Source organism: Nocardia salmonicida NBRC 13393 (assembly GCF_001613085.1).
Lineage (GTDB): Bacteria > Actinomycetota > Actinomycetes > Mycobacteriales > Mycobacteriaceae > Nocardia > Nocardia salmonicida.
The window spans coordinates 23,769-44,652 of record NZ_BDBR01000011.1 but is presented as its reverse complement, the minus strand read 5'-3'; the positions used below and the strand labels follow the sequence as shown (position 1 = coordinate 44,652).

Sequence of the window (20,884 nt, the reverse complement as noted above, 5' to 3'; positions counted from 1 at the left end):
GCGGTATCCCCGTGCTCGGCGCGTACACGGTCGGCAATAGACTCGCAGGCGTGACGCAGACGACCGCTTCGGTGAATACCCAGTCTCTCGGTGAGCTCGATCCCGAGTTGGCCGCCGCGATGGCGGGCGAGCTCGCCCGCGAACGCGACACCCTCGAGATGATCGCTTCGGAGAACTTCGTGCCGCGCGCGGTCCTGCAGGCGCAGGGCTCCGTCCTCACGAACAAGTACGCCGAGGGTTACCCGGGCCGCCGCTACTACGGTGGCTGCGAGGCCGTCGACGTGGTGGAGACCCTGGCTCGTGACCGTGCCAAGGAGCTGTTCGGCGCCGAGTTCGCCAACGTGCAGCCCCACTCGGGCGCGCAGGCCAACGCCGCGGTGCTGATGGCGCTGATGAACCCGGGCGAGACCCTGCTGGGCCTCGATCTCGCGCACGGCGGGCACCTCACCCACGGTATGCGCCTGAACTTCTCGGGCAAGCTCTACGACGTCCACTCCTACGGCGTGAGCAAGGAAGACCACCGCATCGACATGGACGAGGTGCGTGACATCGCACTCAAGGCCAAGCCGAAGGTGATCGTCGCCGGGTGGTCGGCCTACCCGCGTCACCAGGACTTCGCTCGCTTCCGCGAGATCGCCGACGAGGTCGGCGCCTACCTGTGGGTCGACATGGCCCACTTCGCCGGCTTGGTCGCCGCCGGTCTGCACCCCTCGCCGGTGCCCTACGCCGACGTCGTGTCCTCCACCGTGCACAAGACGCTCGGCGGCCCCCGCTCCGGCCTGATCCTGGCCAAGCAGGAGTTCGCCAAGAAGCTCAACTCCGCGGTGTTCCCCGGCCAGCAGGGCGGCCCGCTCATGCACGTGATCGCCGCCAAGGCCGCCGCGTTCAAGATCGCCGCCACCGAGGAGTTCGCCGACCGTCAGGTCCGCACCCTGTCCGGCGCCCGCATCCTCGCCGAGCGTCTGACCGGCGCCGACGTCAAGGACAAGGGCGTCTCCGTCCTCACCGGCGGCACGGACGTGCACCTGGTCCTGGTCGACCTGCGTAACTCCGAGCTCGACGGTCAGCAGGCCGAGGACCTCCTCCACGAGGTCGGCATCACCGTCAACCGCAATGCGGTCCCCTTCGACCCGCGCCCCCCGATGGTCACCTCGGGCCTGCGCATCGGCACGGCCGCGCTGGCGACCCGTGGTTTCGGCGACGCCGAGTTCACCGAGGTGGCCGACATCATCGCCGCCACCCTCGCGGGCTCCTCCGACACCGACACGCTGCGTGGTCGGGTCTCCAAGCTGGCCCAGAGCGTCCCGCTCTACCAGGGCCTCGAGGACTGGCGCCTGCTCGGCTGAGACCGACTCACACTCGCGAATCGCCCCGGTAGACCGAAAACTCGGTCTACCGGGGCGATCGCCGTTCGTAGCAGGAGCGTGTCGCGGTGACAGGGGTTGTGACGTGTGATTGTCGGAACGCACAAAATTCTGAGTAAGTGCCTACGGGGGTAATGGAATACGGCATGGTCAGTCCGCATGGGATATCGACGTGAGCTTGCGCGTGAGGTCGGCGGGGAGGTGCATGCGTTCGAGTTGCTCACCGAGGCCGAGGCCAGAGAGCTGATCGAACTGTTCCGAGCCGCGCGGGCCAACGAGGTGCGGGCATTGCGCCGGGCCATCGACGCCGCGCTCATCGCGATGCCCGGTCCGCTGCGCAAGATCACCCGCAAGATCATGTTCGGCAGCTGAACCGATGATCGAGACCGAACTGGAAGCCCAGACTCAACTCGTCGTACTCGCGCGCACGCTGCAGGTGCCGCCGCAACACCTCGCGCCGCTGGCTCGTCTCGGCGCGGTGCACCTTTCGGCGATGCACCAGCAGATTCTGCGCGCGCTGCACGCCGAGCACGCGGCTACGTTCCGCCGGATCGGCCCGGTCGTGCCGATCTTTCCGGTCGGCCTCGGCGTCGCGCTGTTCGAGCGGGTGGTGCCGCCGGTGCTGGCGGCCAGATTCCTCGGCGCGGTCGGGGTCAAACATCCGGTGAAGTGCGCGCAGGCGTTGTGCGCGGTCGACGCCGTCTACGCGGCAGACGGCGCGCCATACCTCGACCCGAACGTCTTCGAACAGCTGATGCGATACGGCAGTCCGGAGCCGATCACCCTCATCATCAACGAGCTGCTGCGGCGTCGTGACTACGTGACGGCGGCGCGGTTCCTTTCGGTGGTGGACGAACCGCTGATCGCGGCCTTGGAGCAGACCGTCCTCGACGACGCCGGGCTGATCTTCACCGCCGCCTACGCCTACCCCGCGCACACGCTGAGCCGGATCGTGCGGCAATTGCTCGCGGGCCCGCGACAGCGGATCCCGGGAATGCTCCAGACGGTGCTGGCCGGTCCGCCCACCCTGCATCACGCCATGCTCGCGTTGTTCTGCAAGGTCGACCCCGAGACGGCGGGCACCCTCGGCGACATCTTCTTCGGCCGCGGCACCACCCACGAGGTCGGTCGATTCCTGCTCACCGCGGTCAACCGGAACGCGTCCACCGCCCTGCTCACCGTGATCGGCCGACTCAATCCGGTGGCGCTGTGGGCACTGTCGACGAACCCCCAATTCGCCGACACCGACGTGCTCGGCGCGCTGGTCCGCTCGCTGGACGGCAAGGACGAAGCCGACCCGTGGCGCGGCCTGTTCGCACTGTCGGCCCGACTGAGCGAACCGGCCCGCCGCCACATCGCCGCGACCCTCGCCGAACTGGACGAGACCTCGGTAGCCGCCCTGCCCGCCCACGCGACCGACGCCACGTACTGGCCCGCTCTCCTGCAACTACTCGCCGAATCCGAACCGGCCGCCCAGGCCAGGGTCGCCGCGATCTGGTCGCGCCTTTCCCCCGAATGGCAAGCCGGCATCGAACGCCACATCCACGAGAACCGCTACGACACCCGTCTGAGCCGCATCACCGGCGCCCTGACCACCGTCACCCCCGAAGAGGTCTTCTTCCGCCGTCGCCAACAGATCCGTCAACGGGGAGAAGACCACTTCGCTTCGTGGTGAGCTCAGCTCACCAGGGGTCGCAGGGCGCGGCCGACCTGCTCGATGACGCCGGGTTCGTGGCCGTTGGTGATCAGGTTGACGATGATGCCGTCGACGCCGTGGTCGAGCACGCGGGCCTCGACCTGTTCGGCGACTTCGTCAGGGGTGCCGACGAATTGGCGGTCAGCGATGCTGGCGAGGCGTTCGGCGTCGGTCATCGTGGACAGGTCGATACCGAGCCGTGCGAGCATCTCGGACTGTAGTTTCCTGGCGCGGTCACCGTCTTGGTCGGCGATGACGAAGGCGAGGAAGCTGGTTTCGAGGGTGGCGCGGTCGCGTCCTGCTTCGGCGCACCGCTGGTGCAGGGCGTCGAGTTTGCGCGGCAGTTCGGTGGCGTTGCAGATGATGTTGAGGTGGTCGGCGTAACGGGCCGCCATGCCGAAGGTCTTCTTCTCGCCGCCACCGCCGAGCAGGATCGGCAGGTCGTCGCGGATGCGGGGTTCGTTCATCGCGTTCTCGGTGCGGTACCACTTGCCGTCGAAGGTGGAGCGCTGCCCGCGCAGCATCGGCGTGATGATCTGTAATGCCTCGTCGAGCCGCTCGAATCGTTCGGTGAACGTGCCGAACTCGAACCCGTACTGCTGATGCTCGAGCTCGAACCACCCCGCCCCGATCCCGAGCACCGCCCGCCCGCCACTCACCACATCGAGCGTGGTGACAGTCTTGGCGAGCAGCGCCGGATTCCGATAGGTATTGCCGGTCACCAAGGCGGACAATTGAATTCGCTCGGTCGCGGTAGCCAGACCGGACAGCGCCGAGTAGGCCTCCAGCATCGGCTCCTGCGGCTCGCCGATCACCGGTAACTGATAGAAGTGATCCATCACGAAAGCGGCATCGAAGCCCGCCGCCTCCGCCTCCCTGGCCTGCGCGATCACCGCGGGAAACAACTCACGCACCGAAGCGGTGTTGCTGAAGTTGGGCATCTGGTAACCGAGTCGAATGCTCATGTCCTCGACGATATGACTTGGAGTGCACTCCAAGTCAAGAGGTCGAAAATTACCAAGCCAAGATTGCGCACGCGTGCAGCGATCGCCTCGACGAGACGGAGTCGAGCTTGCCTGCGTCACCAGGTAGGTGAGCGCGCGCTTCTACCGCCCGTTGTGGTCGATGATCCCGTCGTGCGCTATGCCGCCGATGGTGGTGTGGGAAAAGCTCTGCAGCACAACGCGATCGATGAACGACATGGCCAAGAACGCAACGAAGACTACTCGCGGATCGACATCTGGACGATCCAAATCGGTCACGGTGCTGGTCGCCGCGTCGACGGCGAACGCGATGCCGATAGCGAGGCCGAGATGGATCGTGATATCGGCGAGGTAGGCAAGCCAACGGCGGAGCCTTCGTGGTGACGGGTACCGCGGGTCGTCGAGCCCGCCGAAGTTGGGTGGGGGTTCGGGGGTGGGATAGTCCGATGGAGGCACCATCACCAGGTGGTCATCTACTCGCTGCGCGGTGAATCTGTTTGCGGCGGAATATGATTCGCTGGTCATCGGTGAACTCTGTGGGGGTTGATCGCGCGGGGCGGATCGTGCGAGGGTAGCTCGGACCTCGCCGGTCGACGGTGTCGATGCCCAGCAATAACGGAGATTCGCGCCGCCGGGGCGCGAAAGAACCCCGCGCCGCAGCGGGTCGCCAGCGAACCAGACGTGGGTGGTCGATTCGTCGAAGAGTCGACCACGCATGGCGGGCCAGGTGTTGAGCATGTGTGTCTGTACTTTTCGACCCTGCTCGTCGATCAGTGTGATGTGCTCGTAGTTCCCACGCTGGTACTGGATTCGCCAGCAAATCCAAGGCTGGCGCAACGCGCGTCGTCGGCGCTCGGCGATCCACACGCCGACCGGCGCCATCGGCCCGAAACAGATCAGCATCAGGAATGCCGCAGTCACCACGACTTGTTTTGTCGTGCGCCCTACCTGGCTGCTCGGTTCCGGAGCGTTGAGCATGAACCAGATCAGCGGTACGCAAGCGACAGTTGCGACGAATAGCAGCCACCACCGCAGTGTGATCGAGATGAAGGCGGAACGTGTGGCCGACAGAGCATTGGCGGGTTGCTGTGGTGGATGCTCGGGCATCACAGGTCCAGGTTCAGTCGAGCGGCTCGTTCGGGGCGTTCGAGATCGGATTGTCGATCGCCTCAACCGCCACGCACCCCCACCGGCGACAGGCCATCTATAGATGGCATAACTCGGACGCACACATAATGCCAGCTGTAGATGGTCGACGCGAGTGCGAGCTGACGCCGAGGACCGGCGGACTCGCACTGCGCGACGTCATCGCTGACGACCTCGACCAAGCGGCAGAATCCTTCGGGGAGTTTGAGCCAGATGCCGAGCCTGCTGGGCTCGATCAATTCGCCCGGGGGCGCAGTGTCGCGGTTCCGACCAGCTGCGGGTAGTCGATCAGGTCGATGTCGTTGGCGGCCTTGTCGCCGTATTTCATCATCAGGGTGAAGAAGCGGGAGCCGAGGAACCAGTTGCGGGCCCTGATGCCGAGGGCGGTCTTCGGTGCGAGGAAGTGGCCCGCGTTGGTGTTGCCCGCGATTTTGGCGTAGCGCTTCATGATTCGGTCGTAGTTGGCGAAGGCGGCGACGTGATCGCCCGCGGCGGCGGCCAGTTCGCCGGCGAGCACGTACGCGCCGACGACGGCGAGGCCGGTTCCGAAGCCCGCCAGGGTGTTTCCGTAGGCGGCATCGCCGACGAGGGCGACGCGGCCGCGGGTGTAGGCGCCGTTCATGCGGACCTGGCTGATCGAATCGAGGTAGATGTCGTCGAAGTCGGCCAGGTCGGTGAGCATGCGGGGAACGTGCCAGCCCATGTCGGCGAAGGTTTCTTCGATGATCTGGCGTTGGGCGGCGGCGTCGTCGCGGGGGAAGTGGAGTTCGGGAGCGGCGAACATGTACATCTGCTGTGCCTTCGGGCCGCTGTCGATGGCGAGTTTGCCCGGGGTGTTGTGGGCGTAGCCTGACGCTTTGTCGCGGGGGGTGGCCGCGTCGCTCCAGCGGCTCGCGCCTGCCACGCAGTAGTAATAATTCAGGTGTGTGACGTAGTCGGATTCGGGGCCGAACGCCAATTTCCGTACCCGGGAATGGATTCCGTCGGCGCCGAGGACGAGGTCGAAGGTGCGCGGCTGGTTGTGCTCGAACCGCACCGCCACCCCGTCGCCGGTGTCGTGCAGGTCGGTGATGGTGTCGCCGAAGAGGTATTCGACGGAGTCGGCGGTCCTGTCGTACATGATCTCGGCCAGGTCGCCGCGCAGGATCTCGAGGTCGCCGCCGGTGAACTCGCCCGACATCACCCCGAGCTCGCGTCCGTCGGCGTCGACGAGAACCAGGTCGGTGGTGCCGGTACGCCTGGCCTGAACCTCGTCGAGGATGCCCATTCGCTCTAGCACTGTGAGGTGGGTTCTGCCCTTGAAATCCACCGCCTGCCCGCCTGCCCGGAGTGCGGGGGCGCGCTCGACGACGGTGACGGAAAAGCCGTATCGGTGCAGCCAGTAGGCGAGGGCGGGGCCGGCGACGCTGGCGCCGGAGATGAGAACGGTACGCACGGGAACTCCTAGAATATCTGTGTCCGATGGAATCTGTATCCGGTGGATGCAGATAAGAGTATGGTAGACACAGTTTCGCGTCAAGATGATTTTCGAGAGGATGGACAGATGCCGCCGCCGACCACAGTCGAGCTGCTGTGGGGGACCACGCAGCGCCCCAAGCGCGGGCCTAAACCCGCGCTCACCCTCGACGGGATCGTCGCCGAGGCCATCGTGCTCGTCGATGCCGAAGGGCTGTCCGCGTTGTCGATGCAGCGCTTGGCCGAGCGCCTCGGTTTCACCAAGATGTCGCTGTACCGGTACGTGCCGGGCAAAGAGCAGCTCACCGCGCTGATGCTCGACGCGGCGATGGGCGAGCCGCCGAATACCGCCGGTGCGCAACAGAATTGGCGCACCGGCCTGCGGGACTGGGGTGAGGCGATCTTCGCCCGCTACCTCGCGCACCCGTGGGCGATCGAGCTCACCCTCGGCGCGCGCCCGTTCGGTCCGAACGAGATGGGGTGGACCGAGGCCGCGCTCACCGCGTTGGCGGGGACCGGCCTCACCGGCTCGGAGAAGCTGGACACGATCGTCTTGCTCAACGGTCACGCCCGCAATCTGGCTCAGCAGGTCGCGTCGATCGGCGGCGACGGCGAACTGCAGTTCACCGAGCAGTTCACCGCGATGATGACCGCCGCCGCGGGCCGCTATCCCGAGGTACGCGCGGCCTTCGCCGAGGAAGCCGCCGCCCCGGCGGGCAGAGGCGGCCCGAACGACGCCCTGCGGTTCGGCGTCGACCGCATCATCGCCGGACTCGCCGTCCTGATCGACCAGCGGAACTGAGTGGACCACTGGTCCCACGGCGATCGGAGCCCTAGGCTCATCCCATGACCGACGAGCCGGAACTGCCGGAGCCCGCTGTCACCATCGTGCGCGAATTCTTCAACGCGCTCGAGCTCAGCGCGGTGGACGAGTCGCTGGATCTGCTCGATCCCGAGATCGTCTGGAAGAACGCCTCGCTGCCCAGCGTGCGTGGCAAGAAGCGAGTCGCCGCGGTGTTGCGCGGCCTGGATCGTCCCAAGCTCGGGTTCTCGGCGGAGATCCACCACATCGCCGCCGACGGCGACATCGTGCTCACCGACCGCACCGACTACCTGCACGTGGGCCCGGTGCGGATCGGCTTCTGGGTGAGCGGCACCTTCGAGTTGCGCGACGGCCGAATCGTGCTGTGGGACGACCACTTCAGCAAGGGCAACGTCCTGCGCGGCACCATCGTGGGCGTGGTGAAGGCGATCCGCGGACGCTGACTACTGGTGCTTGCGCAGATACGCCAGGTAGGTCGGTCGCAGCACATCGGCCAGTTTGCCGTCGCCCGCGTGGAAGTAGTCGTCGATCATCGGCAGCACGTACTTGATGTCGGCCGAGCTCTCACCCAGGTCGCCTGCCTCGGCTTGGGCCGCCGGGATCGACTTGAGCAGCTCCCACAGGAACTTCACATCACCGTGGTGCACGGCGGTCTTCACCGCGCGATCGTGCAGTTCTTTCGACGACAGCTCGTCCAGATCCTGTTCACCGGCCATGCCATCGACTCTAGCGCTCGGCGGCGCGAACGCGCCGGATCCGGCGTGACAGTGCCGGTTAACGACAAATTCACGGACACGTGTGCCGGTCCAGCAGCGCGGCTACGAATTCGGCGGTAGCGTCGGTGATGCGAGTCGCGTCGGTGTGATTCGTACGGGAGGTCCTGACCGTGACTGAGCTACTCAGTGCGAGAGGGCCGGCACCTGGCCCTCGGGGCGGTTGACTCAGCGTCGAACGCCCACAAGGACGGACCGGTCCAGCGAGATCGTTCGCGCGGGTGCCGTGCGAACACATAAGGAGCCCACCGTGACTGCTGCACGCTCCGTTTCCGCTTCCGCGAAGCACACGGCCTCGGCCTCGGCCTCGAGCAATTCGGCCTCGAAGAAAGGGGCTCGCCCCTCACGTTCCGGTCGCAAGACTTTTGTCGTCGACACCTCTGTACTCCTGTCGGATCCCTGGGCGGTAACCCGGTTCGGGGAACACAGTGTGGTCCTACCCCTGGTCGTGATCAGTGAGCTGGAGGCGAAACGGCACCACCACGAGCTCGGCTGGTTCGCCCGCGAAGCTCTGCGCATGCTCGATGACCTGCGTGTGCAGCACGGCAGGCTCGACCAGGCGCTGCCCATCGGCACCGACGGCGGCACCCTGCAGGTGGAGCTCAACCACACCGACTCGTCGGTGCTGCCCGCCGGGTTCCGTTCCGACACCAACGATTCCCGCATCCTGGCCTGCGCGCTGAACTTCTCGGCCGAGGGCGAAGACGTGGTGCTGGTGTCGAAGGACATCCCGCTGCGCGTCAAGGCCAGCGCGGTCGGCTTGTCGGCCGACGAATACCACGCCCAGGACGTGGTGACCTCCGGCTGGAGCGGAATGGTGGAACTCGACGTCTCGGGCTCCCAGATCGATCAGCTCTACACCGATTCGGTGATCGACCTCGACGATGCGCGTGAACTGCCGTGCCACACCGGTGTTCGGTTGCTGGGCAGCAGCTCCAGCGCGCTGGGCCGGGTCACCGCCGACAAGCGGATCCAACTGGTCAGGGAACGGGAGGCATTCGGTCTGCACGGGCGTTCGGCCGAACAGCGCATCGCACTCGATCTGCTGCTCGACGAGAGCATCGGGATCGTGTCGATGGGTGGACGCGCCGGTACCGGTAAGTCGGCGCTGGCGTTGACCGCCGGGCTCGAGGCGGTACTGGAGCGCCGGACCCAGCGCAAGGTGGTCGTGTTCCGGCCGCTGTACGCGGTGGGCGGGCAGGAACTGGGCTATCTGCCGGGTTCGGAGAGCGAGAAGATGGGCCCGTGGGCACAGGCCGTCTTCGACACGCTCGACGGGCTGGCCAGCCGTGAGGTGCTTGAGGAGGTGCTCAGTCGCGACATGCTCGAAGTGCTGCCGCTGACCCACATTCGTGGTCGGTCGCTGCACGATTCGTTCGTGATCGTCGACGAGGCGCAGTCGCTCGAGCGCAATGTGCTGCTGACGGTGTTGAGCCGCCTCGGCACGGGTTCTCGGGTGGTGCTCACCCACGATGTCGCCCAGCGCGACAATCTGCGGGTGGGCAGGCACGACGGCGTGGCGGCGGTGATCGAAAAGCTCAAGGGGCATCCGCTTTTCGCGCACATCACGCTCACTCGCAGCGAGCGCTCGCCGATCGCGGCGCTGGTGACCGAGATGCTCGAGGAGTACGGGCCAAGCGCGTAATCACCGGCAATCGGGCCGCGTCACGGTCCGAATCCGTTTGATTACCGCAAACGGTGGGTAATATCCGCTCCGATACCAATCCAGCAACGGCTCGGCGAACACTGTTCCGCCGGGCCGTTGCGGATGTCGGCCAGGCTCCAATCCGGGGGCACCCCCGGGGGGAGCCACTCGCGAGAGGATGGATATGAACCACTTCGCTCGACGTACTGTTGCCGGGAGCGCCGCGGTCCTGGCCGCGACGGGTCTGCTGCTCGCCGCCGGCTGCAGCGACGACGACCAGGACAAGGCCAACGACGCCGTCGCCTCGGTGACTTCCGCGATGGGCGCCCCAGGGGGCAGCGTGACCACCATGCCGGGCATGGGCAGCATGACCACCACCCCGGGTTCGGAAACCACCTCCGGTACCGAGACCACCTCCGGTGCGGCCACCACCAGTGGAGCCGCAGGCGAATCGACCACCGTCTCCACTCCCAACGGTGACATCACCATCTCCGGCGAGGTCTACAAGAAGTACGTGGCGGTCGGCGGCGCGGCCAGCCCGCTCGGCGTACCGGAAGAAGCCCAGGAACCCGGCCCCGACGGCGGCCAGTACCAGGACTTCACCGGCGGCACCATCTACTGGAGCAAGGATTCCGGCGCCCACATCGTGTGGGGTGAGATTCGCGAGGCGTGGGAGGCCAACGGCGGCGCCAACGGCACTCTGGGCTACCCGACCAGCGACGAGAAGGATATCGCAGGCGGCAAGCAGAGCGACTTCACCGGCGGCACCATCACCTGGGTCAACGGTGAGATCACGGTGACGCCCAAGTAAGAGCGTTGTGCTCCGCCCCAGCGCGGGGGCCCGGTTCACCCCGTAGGTCCCCGCGCTTGCGCACGAGGTACTAGGTTGTCTGGGTGCAGAAAACTTTGACCGACCGCGAGCTGCTGGATTCGCTCGCGGACGAGGTGGAAATCAACCTGCGTCGCCACATCGAGGTGGCCGACGGCTGGCAGCCGCACGAGCAGGTGCCGTGGTCGGACGGGCGCAACTTCGCCTTCCTCGGTGGCACCGACTGGAGCCCGGAACAGTCCGAGCTCAGCGAGACCGCCAGGCTCGCGCTGACCGTGAGCGTCCTGGTCGCCGACAATCTGCCGTCCTACCACCGTGAGCTCGGCAAGCACCTGCGCATCGGCCCCTGGTGGCGCTGGGTCGGCCGGTGGACGGCGGAGGAGAACCGCCACGAGATCATGATCCGCAACTACCTCATGCTCACGCGCGCGGTGGACCCGATCGCGCTCGAGCGGGCCCGCATGCAGCACATGACCGATGGTTTCAACCGGCCTCCCATGCACCTGATCGACGTGCTGGCCACCTGCGCGTTCGAAGAGGCCGCTGCCGCGATCCGTCATCGCAACACCGCCGCGCTCGGCGAGAACCCGATCGTCACCGCGATGGCCGAGAAGCTGGCCGCCGACGACGAGCTGCAGGCCGAGTTCTTCGCCGCGCTCGTCGCCGCCGCCCTCGACCTGGTTCCCGACCAGGGCGTGCGCGCGATCGCCGATCGAGTCGCCGACTTCCGGGTGCCGCACGTGGATCTGCCCGGTGGCGGATCGAGCGACGAGGCGCTGGCCGAGGCGGGCATCTACGACCGTGCCAACGAGGACGAACTGGTGTTCAAGCCGCTGCTGCAGCGCTGGAACATCTTCTCCCGCACCGATTTCAGCGAAGCGGGCGAGAAGGCTCGCGCGGAACTCGGGCACCTGGCCTGAGCCGCTACGCGAACGGCCGTCACCTCCTGCGAGGTGGCGGCCGTTCGTGTTCTCAGCGGTCGACGTCGGCCATGGCCAGCACGTCGAGCTTGCGGTCGAGCTCTTCGAGCGAGAGCTTGTCCGGGACCAGCCCGCGATCGAGCACGGTCTGACGGATCGTCTTCTTCTCGCGCAGTGCCTCTTTGGCGACGGCGGCCGCTTCCTCGTAACCGATGGCCGAGTTGAGCGGGGTGACGATCGACGGTGACGATTCGGCGAGCGTGCGCAGGTGCTCCTCATTGGCCACCAGGCCGCTCACACACCTGTCGGCGAACAGTCGAGAAACGTTGGCCAGCAGGCGAATCGACTCCAGCAGGTTGCGGGCCATCACCGGGATGTAGACATTGAGCTCGAAGGCCCCACTTGCCCCGCCGAACGCGATCGCCGCGTCGTTGCCGACCACCTGCACCGCCACCTGCGTCACCGCCTCGGGCAGTACGGGATTCACCTTGCCCGGCATGATCGAGCTACCCGGCTGCAGGTCCGGCAGCTGCAATTCGCCGAGCCCGGTGAGCGGGCCCGAACCCATCCAGCGGATATCGTTGGCGATCTTGGTCAGGCTGACCGCGATGGTGCGCAGCGCGCCGGAGGCCTCGACGAGTCCGTCGCGCGCGGCCTGTGCCTCGAAGTGGTCGTGGGCTTCGCGCAGCGCGTCGATTCCCGTGGTGCGCACCAGTTCCGCGACGACCTTCGTGCCGAAGCCGGCGGGCGCGTTGAGTCCGGTGCCCACCGCGGTGCCGCCGATCGGCAACTCGCCCAGGCGCGGCAGGGTGGCCATCGCGCGCTCGATGCCCGCGGCGATCTGGCGGGTGTAGCCGCCGAATTCCTGACCGAGCGTCACCGGCACCGCGTCCATCAGGTGGGTGCGGCCCGACTTCACCACGGTGCGCCACTGCTGCGACTTGTCGAGCAGGGCGAGGCGCAGATGGTCCAGCGCGGGAACGAGATCGGTGATCACGGCCTCGGTGGCGGCTAGGTGTGTGGCGGTGGGGAAGGTGTCGTTGGAGGACTGCGACATGTTCACGTCGTCGTTGGGGTGCACGGTCACACCGTTACGCGCGGCGATCGAGGCGATCACCTCGTTGGCGTTCATGTTCGAGCTGGTGCCCGAACCGGTCTGGAACACGTCGATCGGGAACTGGTCGTCGTGCTCACCGTTGGCGATCTCGCCCGCCGCCGCGATGATCGCGTCGGCCTTGACCGGATCGAGCAGGCCCAGATCCTTGTTGACCTGCGCGCAGGCGGCTTTCAGCAGACCGAGCGCCCGGATCTGGGCTCGTTCGAGCCCACGTCCGCTGATCGGGAAGTTCTCGACGGCCCGCTGCGTCTGCGCCCGCCACAGGGCGTCGACAGGGACGCGAACCTCCCCCATGGTGTCGTGCTCGATCCGGTACTGCCCGTCGTCGTCAGCCATAGTTCGACCCTAGGACGAGAACACCGCGAATGGTGGCCCCACACCAGCGGCGATTCCCACACCGCCCGCGGGAATACATCCAGAGACGACCAACACAGGCGAGTCTTACGAGCCCGTTCGCGGCCGGCTCGCGTTCGCGGGTCGAGACGGAACGCCGCAGGCGCAGTATCGACCCGCGAGCGCGAGCCCTCGGGGCCGCGAACCCGCGGCCCCGGCCGCTGATGTCAGGGCAGCGGCGGGTTCGCGCTGTCGTCGCCGTCGAAGTCGACCGAGGAGTACTCGCGCAGCTTGGTCAGGCGGTGGTAGGCGTCGATCATGCGGACGGTGCCCGACTTGGACCGCATCACGATCGACTGGGTGGACGCGCCACCCGCGTAGTAGCGCACGCCGCGCAGCAGGTCGCCGTCGGTGACGCCGGTGGCGCAGAAGAAGACGTTGTCGCCGGAGACCAGGTCCGTGGTCGAGAGCACGCGGTCCAGATCGTGGCCCGCGTCGATCGCCTTCTGCCGCTCTTCGTCGTCCTTCGGGGCGAGCATGCCCTGCAGTTCACCGCCGAGGCAGCGCAGCGCGGCGGCGGCGATGATGCCCTCGGGGGTGCCGCCGATGCCGACCAGGATGTCGACGCCGGACTCGGGACGCGCGGCGGCGATGGCGCCCGCGACGTCACCGTCGGAGATGAGGCGGATGCGAGCGCCCGCGTCGCGCGCCTGCTGGATGGTGTCCTCGTGGCGAGGACGGTCCAGGATGCAGACGGTCAGGTCGGACACCGAAAGGCGCTTGGCCTTGGCCACGCGGCGGATGTTCTCGCCGATCGGGGCGGTGATGTCGATCGAGCCCGCGGCGTCGGGGCCGACGGCGATCTTGTGCATGTAGAACACCGCGGACGGGTCGAACATGGCGCCGCGCTCGGCGACCGCGAGCACGGAGATGGCGCCGGGGGAGCCCTTCGACATCAGCGTGGTGCCGTCGACCGGGTCGACCGCGAAGTCGACCTCGGGGCCGGTGCCGTCGCCGACGAGCTCACCGTTGTAGAGCATCGGCGCTTCGTCCTTCTCGCCTTCGCCGATGACGACGATGCCCTTCATGGACACCGAGCTGACGAGCTGACGCATGGCGTCGACGGCAGCGCCGTCGCCACCTTCCTTGTCGCCACGGCCGACCCAACGGCCACTCGCCATCGCGCCTGCCTCGGTGACGCGGACCAGCTCCAGTGCGAGGTTGCGATCGGGTGCCTCGCGGCGGCTGTGAACGGGCGAGGTGGGCGTCATTGCGGAGTGCCTCCTTGGCGTTGGTGATACGGGGGCATTGTCGCATTTCGAAACGGCACGCTCGTGCACGACCTCCTGCGATGACCCCTGGGCGGCCTGGTCATGGCTCGAGTGGATACTGGTAGCCGTGGCACAGACCAAGCACCGCATTTTCAACGACTACCGCGATCTGTTCTGGTCGTTGATCCCGTTGGTGCTGGCCGCGGTGGTGCTGGCGGGTGTGGCGAGCCAGTGCACGGTGGCGACGAACGGGCCGACGCAGGGTCAGATCCCGCATTTCGACGCCGACGCCGCCCTGAAATCCGACGCGAAGACGCTGTCGTTCCCGATCCGCAACCCGACGTTGCCGCAGGGCTGGACGTCGAACTCCGGCAGCCGCGACACCATCGCCGCCGCCGGTGGCGGTGCGGTGAGCACGGTCGGCTACATCACGCCGCAGGGGACCTACATGCGGTATTCGCAGACCGGCGCCTCCGAGGAGGCGTTGTCGCGGCAGGAACTCGGCTCGCGCTACCCGACCGGGACACACGAGGTGGCCGGGCAGAAGTGGGTCGTCTATACCGAGCCGACCGAGGAAACCGGCTGGATCGCCGACCTCGGTGGGGTGCGGATCCTGATCACCGGCGCGGGCAACGAAGCCGCGTTCACTACGCTGGCCACGGCGATCACCGCCGCGCAACCGCTGTCGAAGTAGCCGCAACACCCGGCTTCGAGGTGGGCTCAGCGCACGATCAGGCTGGGTAGGAAAGTTTGGTTCGGTGCCCTTTCGCCGCTGGCGAGGGCTGTGACCAGCATGCGAACCGCCGCCGCTGCCTGCTCTTCGCGATGGGTGTCGATCGCGGTGAGTGGCGGATCGTTGTCACGGGCGATGCTGCCTTCGGAGGTGATCAGGCCCAGGTCGGCGCCGATGGTGCGGCCGAGTTCGCGGGCCGCGGTGACGCAACCGGCGGCGACCGAGTCCAGCGGGGCGTAGACGGCGTCGACGTCGGGGCGTTCGGTCAGCAGTTGCACGCACGCGCGATGGGCGAGTCTGGTGCGGCCGCCGCCGCCGGCGAAATCGACGGTCGCCACGATCGGCGTCATGCCCGCGATGCGGCACCAGTGTTCGTAGGCGGTTCTGGAGGCGGCGGCATTCTGTCTGCCGCTGTTGTCGACCAGCAGGGCGGGTCGGCGAGCGCCGGTGCTCAGGAAGTGCGTCATCGCCAGGTCGACCGCCGCGTCGCGGTCGAGCGATACCGAGCTCGCCGGGGCGGGCGCGTGGCCGCCGATCGTCACCACCGCCAGACCGCGGGCGGCCGCCGTTTCGACGATGCCTTCGGCCGGGTCGGGGTCGATGAGCAGGACGCCGTCGGCGGCGAGATCGTGTACCTGGTCGTGCTCGCCCAGCGGCGGGACGAGAACCAGCGCGTAGCCGTGCCGAAAGGACTCGTTGGCGGCGGCCAGTGCGGTGCGGGTGTACCAGTCCAGGCGTGATTCGTGGTCGTCGACCTGATCGGCGACCATCGAGGTGACCAGTCCGATCATCATCGTTCGCCCGGTGCGCAGTGCCCTGGCCTCGCGGTTGATCCGGTAGCCGAGTTCGGTGGCGGTGGCCAGGATGCGGGCACGGGTGCTGTCTTCCATCCGGCCCTTGCCCGCGAGCGCGAGCGACACCGCCGACGGCGAGACACCCGCGGCGGCCGCGATATCGCGCATGGTCGGCCTCGGTGGCACGCGCACCTCCTTCGTGGTCATGAGATTACCGAGGCATCGGCGAAGCGCAGCGCGACGACACGTTCGACCGCGCCGACGAGCGTGTAGAGCACGATCGACGCGGCGGCGACCACCGCGATCGAGGCCCACAGCTGCGGATAGTCGTAGCGCGGAATCGCTTTGAGCATCGAGGACCCCAACCCCGCACCCGTGCCGAGCCATTCGGCGATGAGCGCGCCGATCAGCGCGCCGGGCACCGAGATCCGCAGCGCGGCGAACAGCGAGGGCAGCGCGGCCGGCAGTGCGACCATGCGCAGCGCCGCGGCCTCGCTGCCACCGTAGGCCCGGATCAGGTCCATGCTCTGCGCCGGCGCGGCGCGCAGCCCGGCCACGAGGGTGACGAAGGCAGGGAAGAACACCACGAGCGCGCCGGTGACGGCGACCATCGTCAGCCCACGGCCGAAGGTGGTCACCAGGATCGGCGCGAGAGTGACCAGCGGGATCGAGCGCAGCAGGGTCGCCACCGGCACCGCGCTGCGCTCGAATTCGCGCGACAGCAGGGCCAGCGCGGCGCCGCTGAGCGCCAGGCTCATCCCGACGACGAATCCGAGGCCCGTGTCGCGCAGCGTGATGGTGAGCCCGTCGACGATCCGCGCGCGATGGGCGGGTTCGCCGTCGATCAGGTAGGCCCACACGTCCATCGGAGTCTGGCCGATTCGCGGTCCGATCTGGGGGAACGCGGCGAGAAAGCCGAACCACACGGCGAGTACGAGCACCGTGGCCAGCGCCACCGAGCCGAGGAAAGCCCAGACACTCTTCATGATTCGTTCTCCGGTTGCGTGATGGGGCCCGGGCCGTACAGCCGGGTCCGAACAATCTTGCCAGCCAAGGAGGCAACGAAATAGCCTGCGCCAGAGAGTAATCCGGCCGCCAGAGCCATGCCCCAGGTGCGCGGCAGATCGTAGGAGGACTGCGCGGCGGTGAGCGCGACGCCGACACCACTGTCCACCCCACCCAGGTACTCCCCGAGAATCGCACCGAGAACGGCTGCGGGCGCGGCGATCTGGAGTGCGGCAGTCGCGGCGGGCAAGGCGGCGGGGATCCGGACCCGGACGAGGCGGTGCCAGCCGTTGCCGCCGTACGCGTCGACCAGATCGATGCTGGTGCGGTTGGCTGATTTCAGGCCCGTGAGGGTGCCGATCATGGAGGTGAAGAACACCGAGACCGCGGCAAGGAAGACCGTCGGCGTGCGTCCGCCGAATACCACCAGCACGATCGGGCCGAGCGCGAGCAGTGGCACGCAATAGCTGATCACGGCCAGCTGGGCGGCCAAGGGTTCGGTGCGGGGGAACACCGCCACGGCGAGTGCGACGGCGAGGGCGGCGATATTGCCGAACGCGAAGCCCTGGACCGCACCCCACGCGGTGATCGACGCGTTCGGGCCGTAGAGGGCGAATCCGTCCTCGGCTACGGAGGCCAGGACTGCCCACGGGGTGGGCACGGCGGACGTGCTGAGACCTGCCACCGCCCACAGCAGGATCAGGACCGCGGGGCCACGCAGTCCGGCGAGTCGGGCGTTCACGCGGGCCGCCGTTCCCCGAACAACAGGCCCGACAGATGATCGTGCAGCGCATGGAATTCCGGTGTGCGCATCATCTCCGGTGCCCGTGGTCGCGGCAGGTCGATATCGACCAGCTCCAGCACGCGTCCCGGCCGCGTCGACATCACCGCGACGGTATCGGACAGGAACACCGCCTCCCCGATGCCATGGGTGACCATCAACGTGGTGGCGGGCTTCTCGGTCCAGATCCGCAGCAGCTCCATGTTCAACCGCTGCCGGGTCATGTCGTCGAGCGCGCCGAACGGCTCGTCCAGCAGCAGCACCGACGGCTTCACCACCAGCGCCCGGGCGATCGAAACCCGTTGCCGCATACCGCCGGACAGCTGTGCCGGTTTGGCCGCCTCGAACCCGGTGAGACCGACGAGTTCGATGAGCCCGTCGATCACCGCGTGGTCGACCGGCAGCCCCGCCACCTGGAGGGGCAACGCGATATTGGAACGCACACTGCGCCAGGGCAAGAGGGCCGAGTCCTGAAAGGCGATACCCAGCTCGTGTTCGGTCCGCAGCTGCTCGGGGGTACGTCCGTTGACCAGCGCCGAGCCGGCGGTCGGCGTGTCCAGACCGGCCAGAATTCGCAGAATGGTCGATTTGCCGCAGCCGGAAGGTCCGAGCAGCGACAGGAATTCGCCCTGCTCGCTCCGTAGGTCCACCTCGGCGAGCGCTTCGACCTTGCGCTTGCCCGCGGTGAATGTCTTGGTCAGTCCACTGATGTCGATGCCGGTCATCGCAACCCCGGATTCTCGGTGTAGAGCTCGGTGAGGAGTGAGGAATCGAACAGCTGGGCAGCGGTCACCGTGGAACCCGTACGTTCCAGCGCCGTCACCGTGTCGGCGATCAGACTCGTCGACAGGGTGAGCAGTCCGTCGCGGCGGGTATCGGGCGTCTGGATCAGCGGCAGTGTCGCGTCGAGCAGGGCACGCTGCTGCGCGGTGTCGAGCTTTTGATCGGCGCCGTACTTCCGCACGGCCAGCGCGACACCGCGATCGGGATCGGCGAGCGCGTCCTTCCAGCCCTTGATCTCGGCGGTGAGGAACGCCTTGCACTTGGCCCGTTCAGCGACCAGCGATTGCTCGGAGACGACGAAAACCTGTGCGCACGTGCGTAATCCGAAATCGTTGTACAGAAAGGAATAGGTGGCGAACCTTTTGGCGCGCAGCGAGACCGGCTCATTGGTGGTGAACCCGGACCACGCGTCGACCTCGCCGTTGACCAGCGGTGACGGATCGAACTGCACCGGAATGACTTTCACCGATGACGGGTCTACGCCATTGGCGGTGAGCAGCGCCTCGAACGTCGGCAGATTGTGGTCCGCCACGCCGACTCGCTTGCCCACCAGATCTTTCGGTGTCCGCAACGGCTTCGACTCCGGCGAAGTGATGCACGCGGGACTCGTGGCGAGGGTCGCGCCGATGATGCGCACCGGTACGCCCCGTTCCACCGCGGCGGCCACCTTCTGCGGCGTGGAGGTGCCGATCCACACCTTGCCGGTGTCGATACCGGCTTCGGTGCTGGTACCCGCCGCGCCACCGGCGAGCAGGTCGACGGACAGTCCGGCATCGCGGAAGTGACCGTTCTCCAGTGCCAGGTATTCACCGGCGAACTGGACGTTCTTGATCCAACCCAGTTGCATGGCAATCGCATTGCCGGATTCGGTCGAATGTGAGGCGGCGGGGGAGCAGGCGGCAAGGCCGGCGGCGACGCCGACACAGCCGGTCAGCCGCAGGGCGTGACGACGGGAGAGTTGCATGATGGGCGCCTTTCTCAGTTGCTCAGTCGGTAGGACCAGCCGCTGTTGGGCAGCGCGGTCGAGGTGGAAACGGTGTCGGTGCCGACGACGTCGTCGGCCTTGCCCTGGGCCAGCAGACCGTAGGGGTCGAATTCGCGTTTGAACGCGGCCTCTTTCGGCCCCCACGGCTTCATGCCACTCGCGCCGAGGACGGGCGTGTGGGTATTGGCGATGAACAGCCCGGCCTGCTGCAACTGCGCGGTGATCGCGGCCAGCTGTTGCTGACTCTCGAACTCGAATACCGGCGAGCCCTGGCACGACAGGCCGCCGTCGATCCGCTTCATCTCCAGATGTAGCGGGCCGAGCTCGGCGAAGTCGCGGTGAATCCGCAGGATCGACTCGTACAGGTTCTCCTGCGGGTACAGCGCGAGCAGTCCGATCAGCTTCTTGTTGCGGCGCTGGTAGTGCATCATCGAATGCCCCCAGGTGAATTCGTAGAGCGGTGCGCCGTAGGTGCCCTTGCCCTCGAGGCAGCGGTAGCGGATCCGGCCGCCGTTGGCATGCACGAGATCCTCCACATTCGGCACCGACTGCACGGCCGCCATCAGCAGCACCATCGCCTCGCCGTCGGGTACGAGACCCGCCAGATCGGGGAAGTACTGCGGGAGCGGATGCGCGTGGGGCGAGACGACCTTCTTCAGCACACCGTCGCTGTTGCAGATGTCGACCGAAAAGCGTGCCGCCTGTTCGAATTCCGGGAACGAGATCACCAGCTCGTGCCATTCCCACGCAGGGGAGACCGGGAGCTCGACCTCGGTGATGATGCCGTTGGCGCCGTAGGCGTGGTGCACGGTGTTCACATCGCGCCCACGCAGTTCGATCAGGCGCGGATGTTCTTCCACCGTCATCACTTCCAGCGCGGTGATATTGCCGGTGTCACGCAGAATTCCCCACTGGCAGCTGCCGATTCCGGCGTGTCCGCCCGCGATGTAGCCACCGACGGTGGCCTGCTGCGAGGTGGACGGATGCATGCGCAGCTCCCAGCCCGACGGGCGGATCGCGGCGTCGATATCGGCCACCACCGTGCCGGTGAGCGCCCGTACGGTGCGCGGGATCTGCCTGCCGCGATCGCCGTGCCAGCCGAGGACCCCGGCCAGGGCGGTCACGTCGATCACCGCGCCACCGCTGAGCGGCACGCCCTGTCCGAACTGCCCGGAACCCGCGCCGCGCACGGTGATCGGGATGCGATGGCGCGCGCACGCGGCGACGGCGGTGCGCAGTTCCTCTTTGTCGCGCGGGGCGATGAAGATCTCGGCGTTGCGGCCGCGCAACAGGTCTCGCAGCACCGGGCTCTGCGCGAAGCGGTCGCGGCTCTTGCTGCGCAACTTACGGGCGTCGGTGGAGTGGTCGATGGGACCGAGCTCGGTCCGCAGCTTTGTCAGGGCTTCGATAGGTGACATCGGGTAGTACTCCAAGGTGTTTCGAGAGGG

At 67.3% G+C, this 20,884-nt stretch carries 21 protein-coding genes; 9 read left to right on the top strand and 12 right to left on the bottom strand.

All coding sequences use genetic code 11. The annotated features are described in order from the left end of the window. Window positions 1-50 precede the first annotated feature (50 nt). The 3 genes from glyA to NS1_RS13285 all read left to right on the top strand — a co-directional run bounded on the left by glyA (window position 51) and on the right by NS1_RS13285 (window position 3,039). Window positions 51-1,346 (top strand): serine hydroxymethyltransferase, encoded by a 1,296-nt coding sequence (gene glyA / locus NS1_RS13290; protein WP_056816047.1) that lies wholly within the window; start codon window positions 51-53, stop codon window positions 1,344-1,346. A gap of 177 nt (window positions 1,347-1,523) precedes the next feature. After that, window positions 1,524-1,736, top strand: coding sequence for a hypothetical protein (locus NS1_RS40000; RefSeq protein ID WP_131816804.1), 213 nt, complete (start codon window positions 1,524-1,526; stop codon window positions 1,734-1,736). A gap of 4 nt (window positions 1,737-1,740) precedes the next feature. After that, window positions 1,741-3,039, top strand: coding sequence for a hypothetical protein (locus NS1_RS13285; RefSeq protein WP_062984607.1), 1,299 nt, complete (start codon window positions 1,741-1,743; stop codon window positions 3,037-3,039). A 2-nt stretch (window positions 3,040-3,041) separates the two neighbouring features. Here the strand turns inward: NS1_RS13285 and NS1_RS13280 are convergent, their stop codons facing one another. The 3 genes from NS1_RS13280 to NS1_RS13270 form a co-directional block, all read right to left on the bottom strand. After that, window positions 3,042-4,025, bottom strand: coding sequence for an LLM class F420-dependent oxidoreductase (locus NS1_RS13280; RefSeq protein ID WP_062984605.1), 984 nt, complete (start codon window positions 4,023-4,025; stop codon window positions 3,042-3,044). A gap of 141 nt (window positions 4,026-4,166) precedes the next feature. Beyond that, window positions 4,167-4,964: a hypothetical protein gene (locus NS1_RS13275; protein ID WP_157125197.1), complete on the bottom strand. Its 798-nt coding sequence runs from the start codon at window positions 4,962-4,964 to the stop codon at window positions 4,167-4,169. A 460-nt stretch (window positions 4,965-5,424) separates the two neighbouring features. Next, window positions 5,425-6,624 carry an FAD-dependent monooxygenase gene (locus tag NS1_RS13270; RefSeq protein ID WP_255284517.1) on the bottom strand — a complete coding sequence of 400 codons (1,200 nt, stop codon included), beginning with the start codon at window positions 6,622-6,624 and terminating at the stop codon, window positions 5,425-5,427. Between the two features lie 108 nt (window positions 6,625-6,732). Between NS1_RS13270 and NS1_RS13265 the strand changes: the two genes are divergently transcribed. Then, entirely contained in the window at window positions 6,733-7,446 is a 714-nt protein-coding gene (locus tag NS1_RS13265; protein WP_062984601.1) for a TetR/AcrR family transcriptional regulator, read from the top strand. A gap of 44 nt (window positions 7,447-7,490) precedes the next feature. Continuing rightward, complete coding sequence (locus NS1_RS13260) at window positions 7,491-7,910, top strand: limonene-1,2-epoxide hydrolase family protein (RefSeq protein ID WP_056813620.1); 420 nt, start codon at window positions 7,491-7,493, stop codon at window positions 7,908-7,910. Here NS1_RS13260 and NS1_RS13255 read toward each other — a convergent pair whose 3' ends face one another. Beyond that, window positions 7,911-8,183 (bottom strand): hypothetical protein, encoded by a 273-nt coding sequence (locus NS1_RS13255; RefSeq protein ID WP_062984599.1) that lies wholly within the window; start codon window positions 8,181-8,183, stop codon window positions 7,911-7,913. It lies immediately after the preceding gene. Between the two features lie 307 nt (window positions 8,184-8,490). Between NS1_RS13255 and phoH2 the strand changes: the two genes are divergently transcribed. The 3 genes from phoH2 (at window position 8,491) to NS1_RS13240 (ending at window position 11,634) form a co-directional block, all read left to right on the top strand. Next, window positions 8,491-9,885 (top strand): RNA 5'-3' helicase PhoH2, encoded by a 1,395-nt coding sequence (gene phoH2 / locus NS1_RS13250; RefSeq protein ID WP_082843528.1) that lies wholly within the window; start codon window positions 8,491-8,493, stop codon window positions 9,883-9,885. A 184-nt stretch (window positions 9,886-10,069) separates the two neighbouring features. Continuing rightward, window positions 10,070-10,696: an LGFP repeat-containing protein gene (locus tag NS1_RS13245; protein WP_062984940.1), complete on the top strand. Its 627-nt coding sequence runs from the start codon at window positions 10,070-10,072 to the stop codon at window positions 10,694-10,696. A gap of 83 nt (window positions 10,697-10,779) precedes the next feature. Then, window positions 10,780-11,634, top strand: a complete 855-nt coding sequence (locus NS1_RS13240) for an acyl-ACP desaturase (RefSeq protein WP_062984597.1) — start codon at window positions 10,780-10,782, stop codon at window positions 11,632-11,634. 52 nt (window positions 11,635-11,686) lie between these two features. Here NS1_RS13240 and NS1_RS13235 read toward each other — a convergent pair whose 3' ends face one another. Both NS1_RS13235 and glpX read right to left on the bottom strand, forming a co-directional pair. Continuing rightward, complete coding sequence (locus NS1_RS13235; protein WP_062984595.1) at window positions 11,687-13,087, bottom strand: class II fumarate hydratase; 1,401 nt, start codon at window positions 13,085-13,087, stop codon at window positions 11,687-11,689. 224 nt (window positions 13,088-13,311) lie between these two features. After that, window positions 13,312-14,355 (bottom strand): class II fructose-bisphosphatase, encoded by a 1,044-nt coding sequence (gene glpX / locus NS1_RS13230; protein ID WP_056813608.1) that lies wholly within the window; start codon window positions 14,353-14,355, stop codon window positions 13,312-13,314. A 127-nt stretch (window positions 14,356-14,482) separates the two neighbouring features. On the opposite strand from glpX, the gene NS1_RS13225 reads away from it, so the two are divergent. Beyond that, on the top strand, window positions 14,483-15,049 hold the full coding sequence (locus NS1_RS13225; protein WP_062984593.1) for a DUF4245 domain-containing protein: 567 nt from the start codon (window positions 14,483-14,485) through the stop codon (window positions 15,047-15,049). 26 nt (window positions 15,050-15,075) lie between these two features. On the opposite strand, the gene NS1_RS13220 is transcribed toward NS1_RS13225, so the two are convergent. From NS1_RS13220 to NS1_RS13195, 6 genes are read right to left on the bottom strand one after another with little or no spacing between them, the layout of a single operon-like run. Beyond that, window positions 15,076-16,089: a LacI family DNA-binding transcriptional regulator gene (locus tag NS1_RS13220; protein WP_062984591.1), complete on the bottom strand. Its 1,014-nt coding sequence runs from the start codon at window positions 16,087-16,089 to the stop codon at window positions 15,076-15,078. Continuing rightward, a complete protein-coding gene (locus NS1_RS13215; protein WP_062984589.1) occupies window positions 16,086-16,868 on the bottom strand; it encodes an ABC transporter permease in 783 nt (260 codons plus the stop codon). Before NS1_RS13215 ends, NS1_RS13220 begins: the two co-directional genes overlap by 4 nt. Beyond that, on the bottom strand, window positions 16,865-17,629 hold the full coding sequence (locus tag NS1_RS13210; protein WP_062984587.1) for an ABC transporter permease: 765 nt from the start codon (window positions 17,627-17,629) through the stop codon (window positions 16,865-16,867). Before NS1_RS13210 ends, NS1_RS13215 begins: the two co-directional genes overlap by 4 nt. Next, on the bottom strand, window positions 17,626-18,393 hold the full coding sequence (locus NS1_RS13205) for an ABC transporter ATP-binding protein (RefSeq protein WP_062984585.1): 768 nt from the start codon (window positions 18,391-18,393) through the stop codon (window positions 17,626-17,628). Before NS1_RS13205 ends, NS1_RS13210 begins: the two co-directional genes overlap by 4 nt. Continuing rightward, on the bottom strand, window positions 18,390-19,415 hold the full coding sequence (locus tag NS1_RS13200; RefSeq protein WP_062984582.1) for an ABC transporter substrate-binding protein: 1,026 nt from the start codon (window positions 19,413-19,415) through the stop codon (window positions 18,390-18,392). Before NS1_RS13200 ends, NS1_RS13205 begins: the two co-directional genes overlap by 4 nt. Window positions 19,416-19,429: 14 nt before the next feature. Next, window positions 19,430-20,854 (bottom strand): FAD-binding oxidoreductase, encoded by a 1,425-nt coding sequence (locus NS1_RS13195; protein ID WP_062984581.1) that lies wholly within the window; start codon window positions 20,852-20,854, stop codon window positions 19,430-19,432. Window positions 20,855-20,884: the final 30 nt, after the last annotated feature.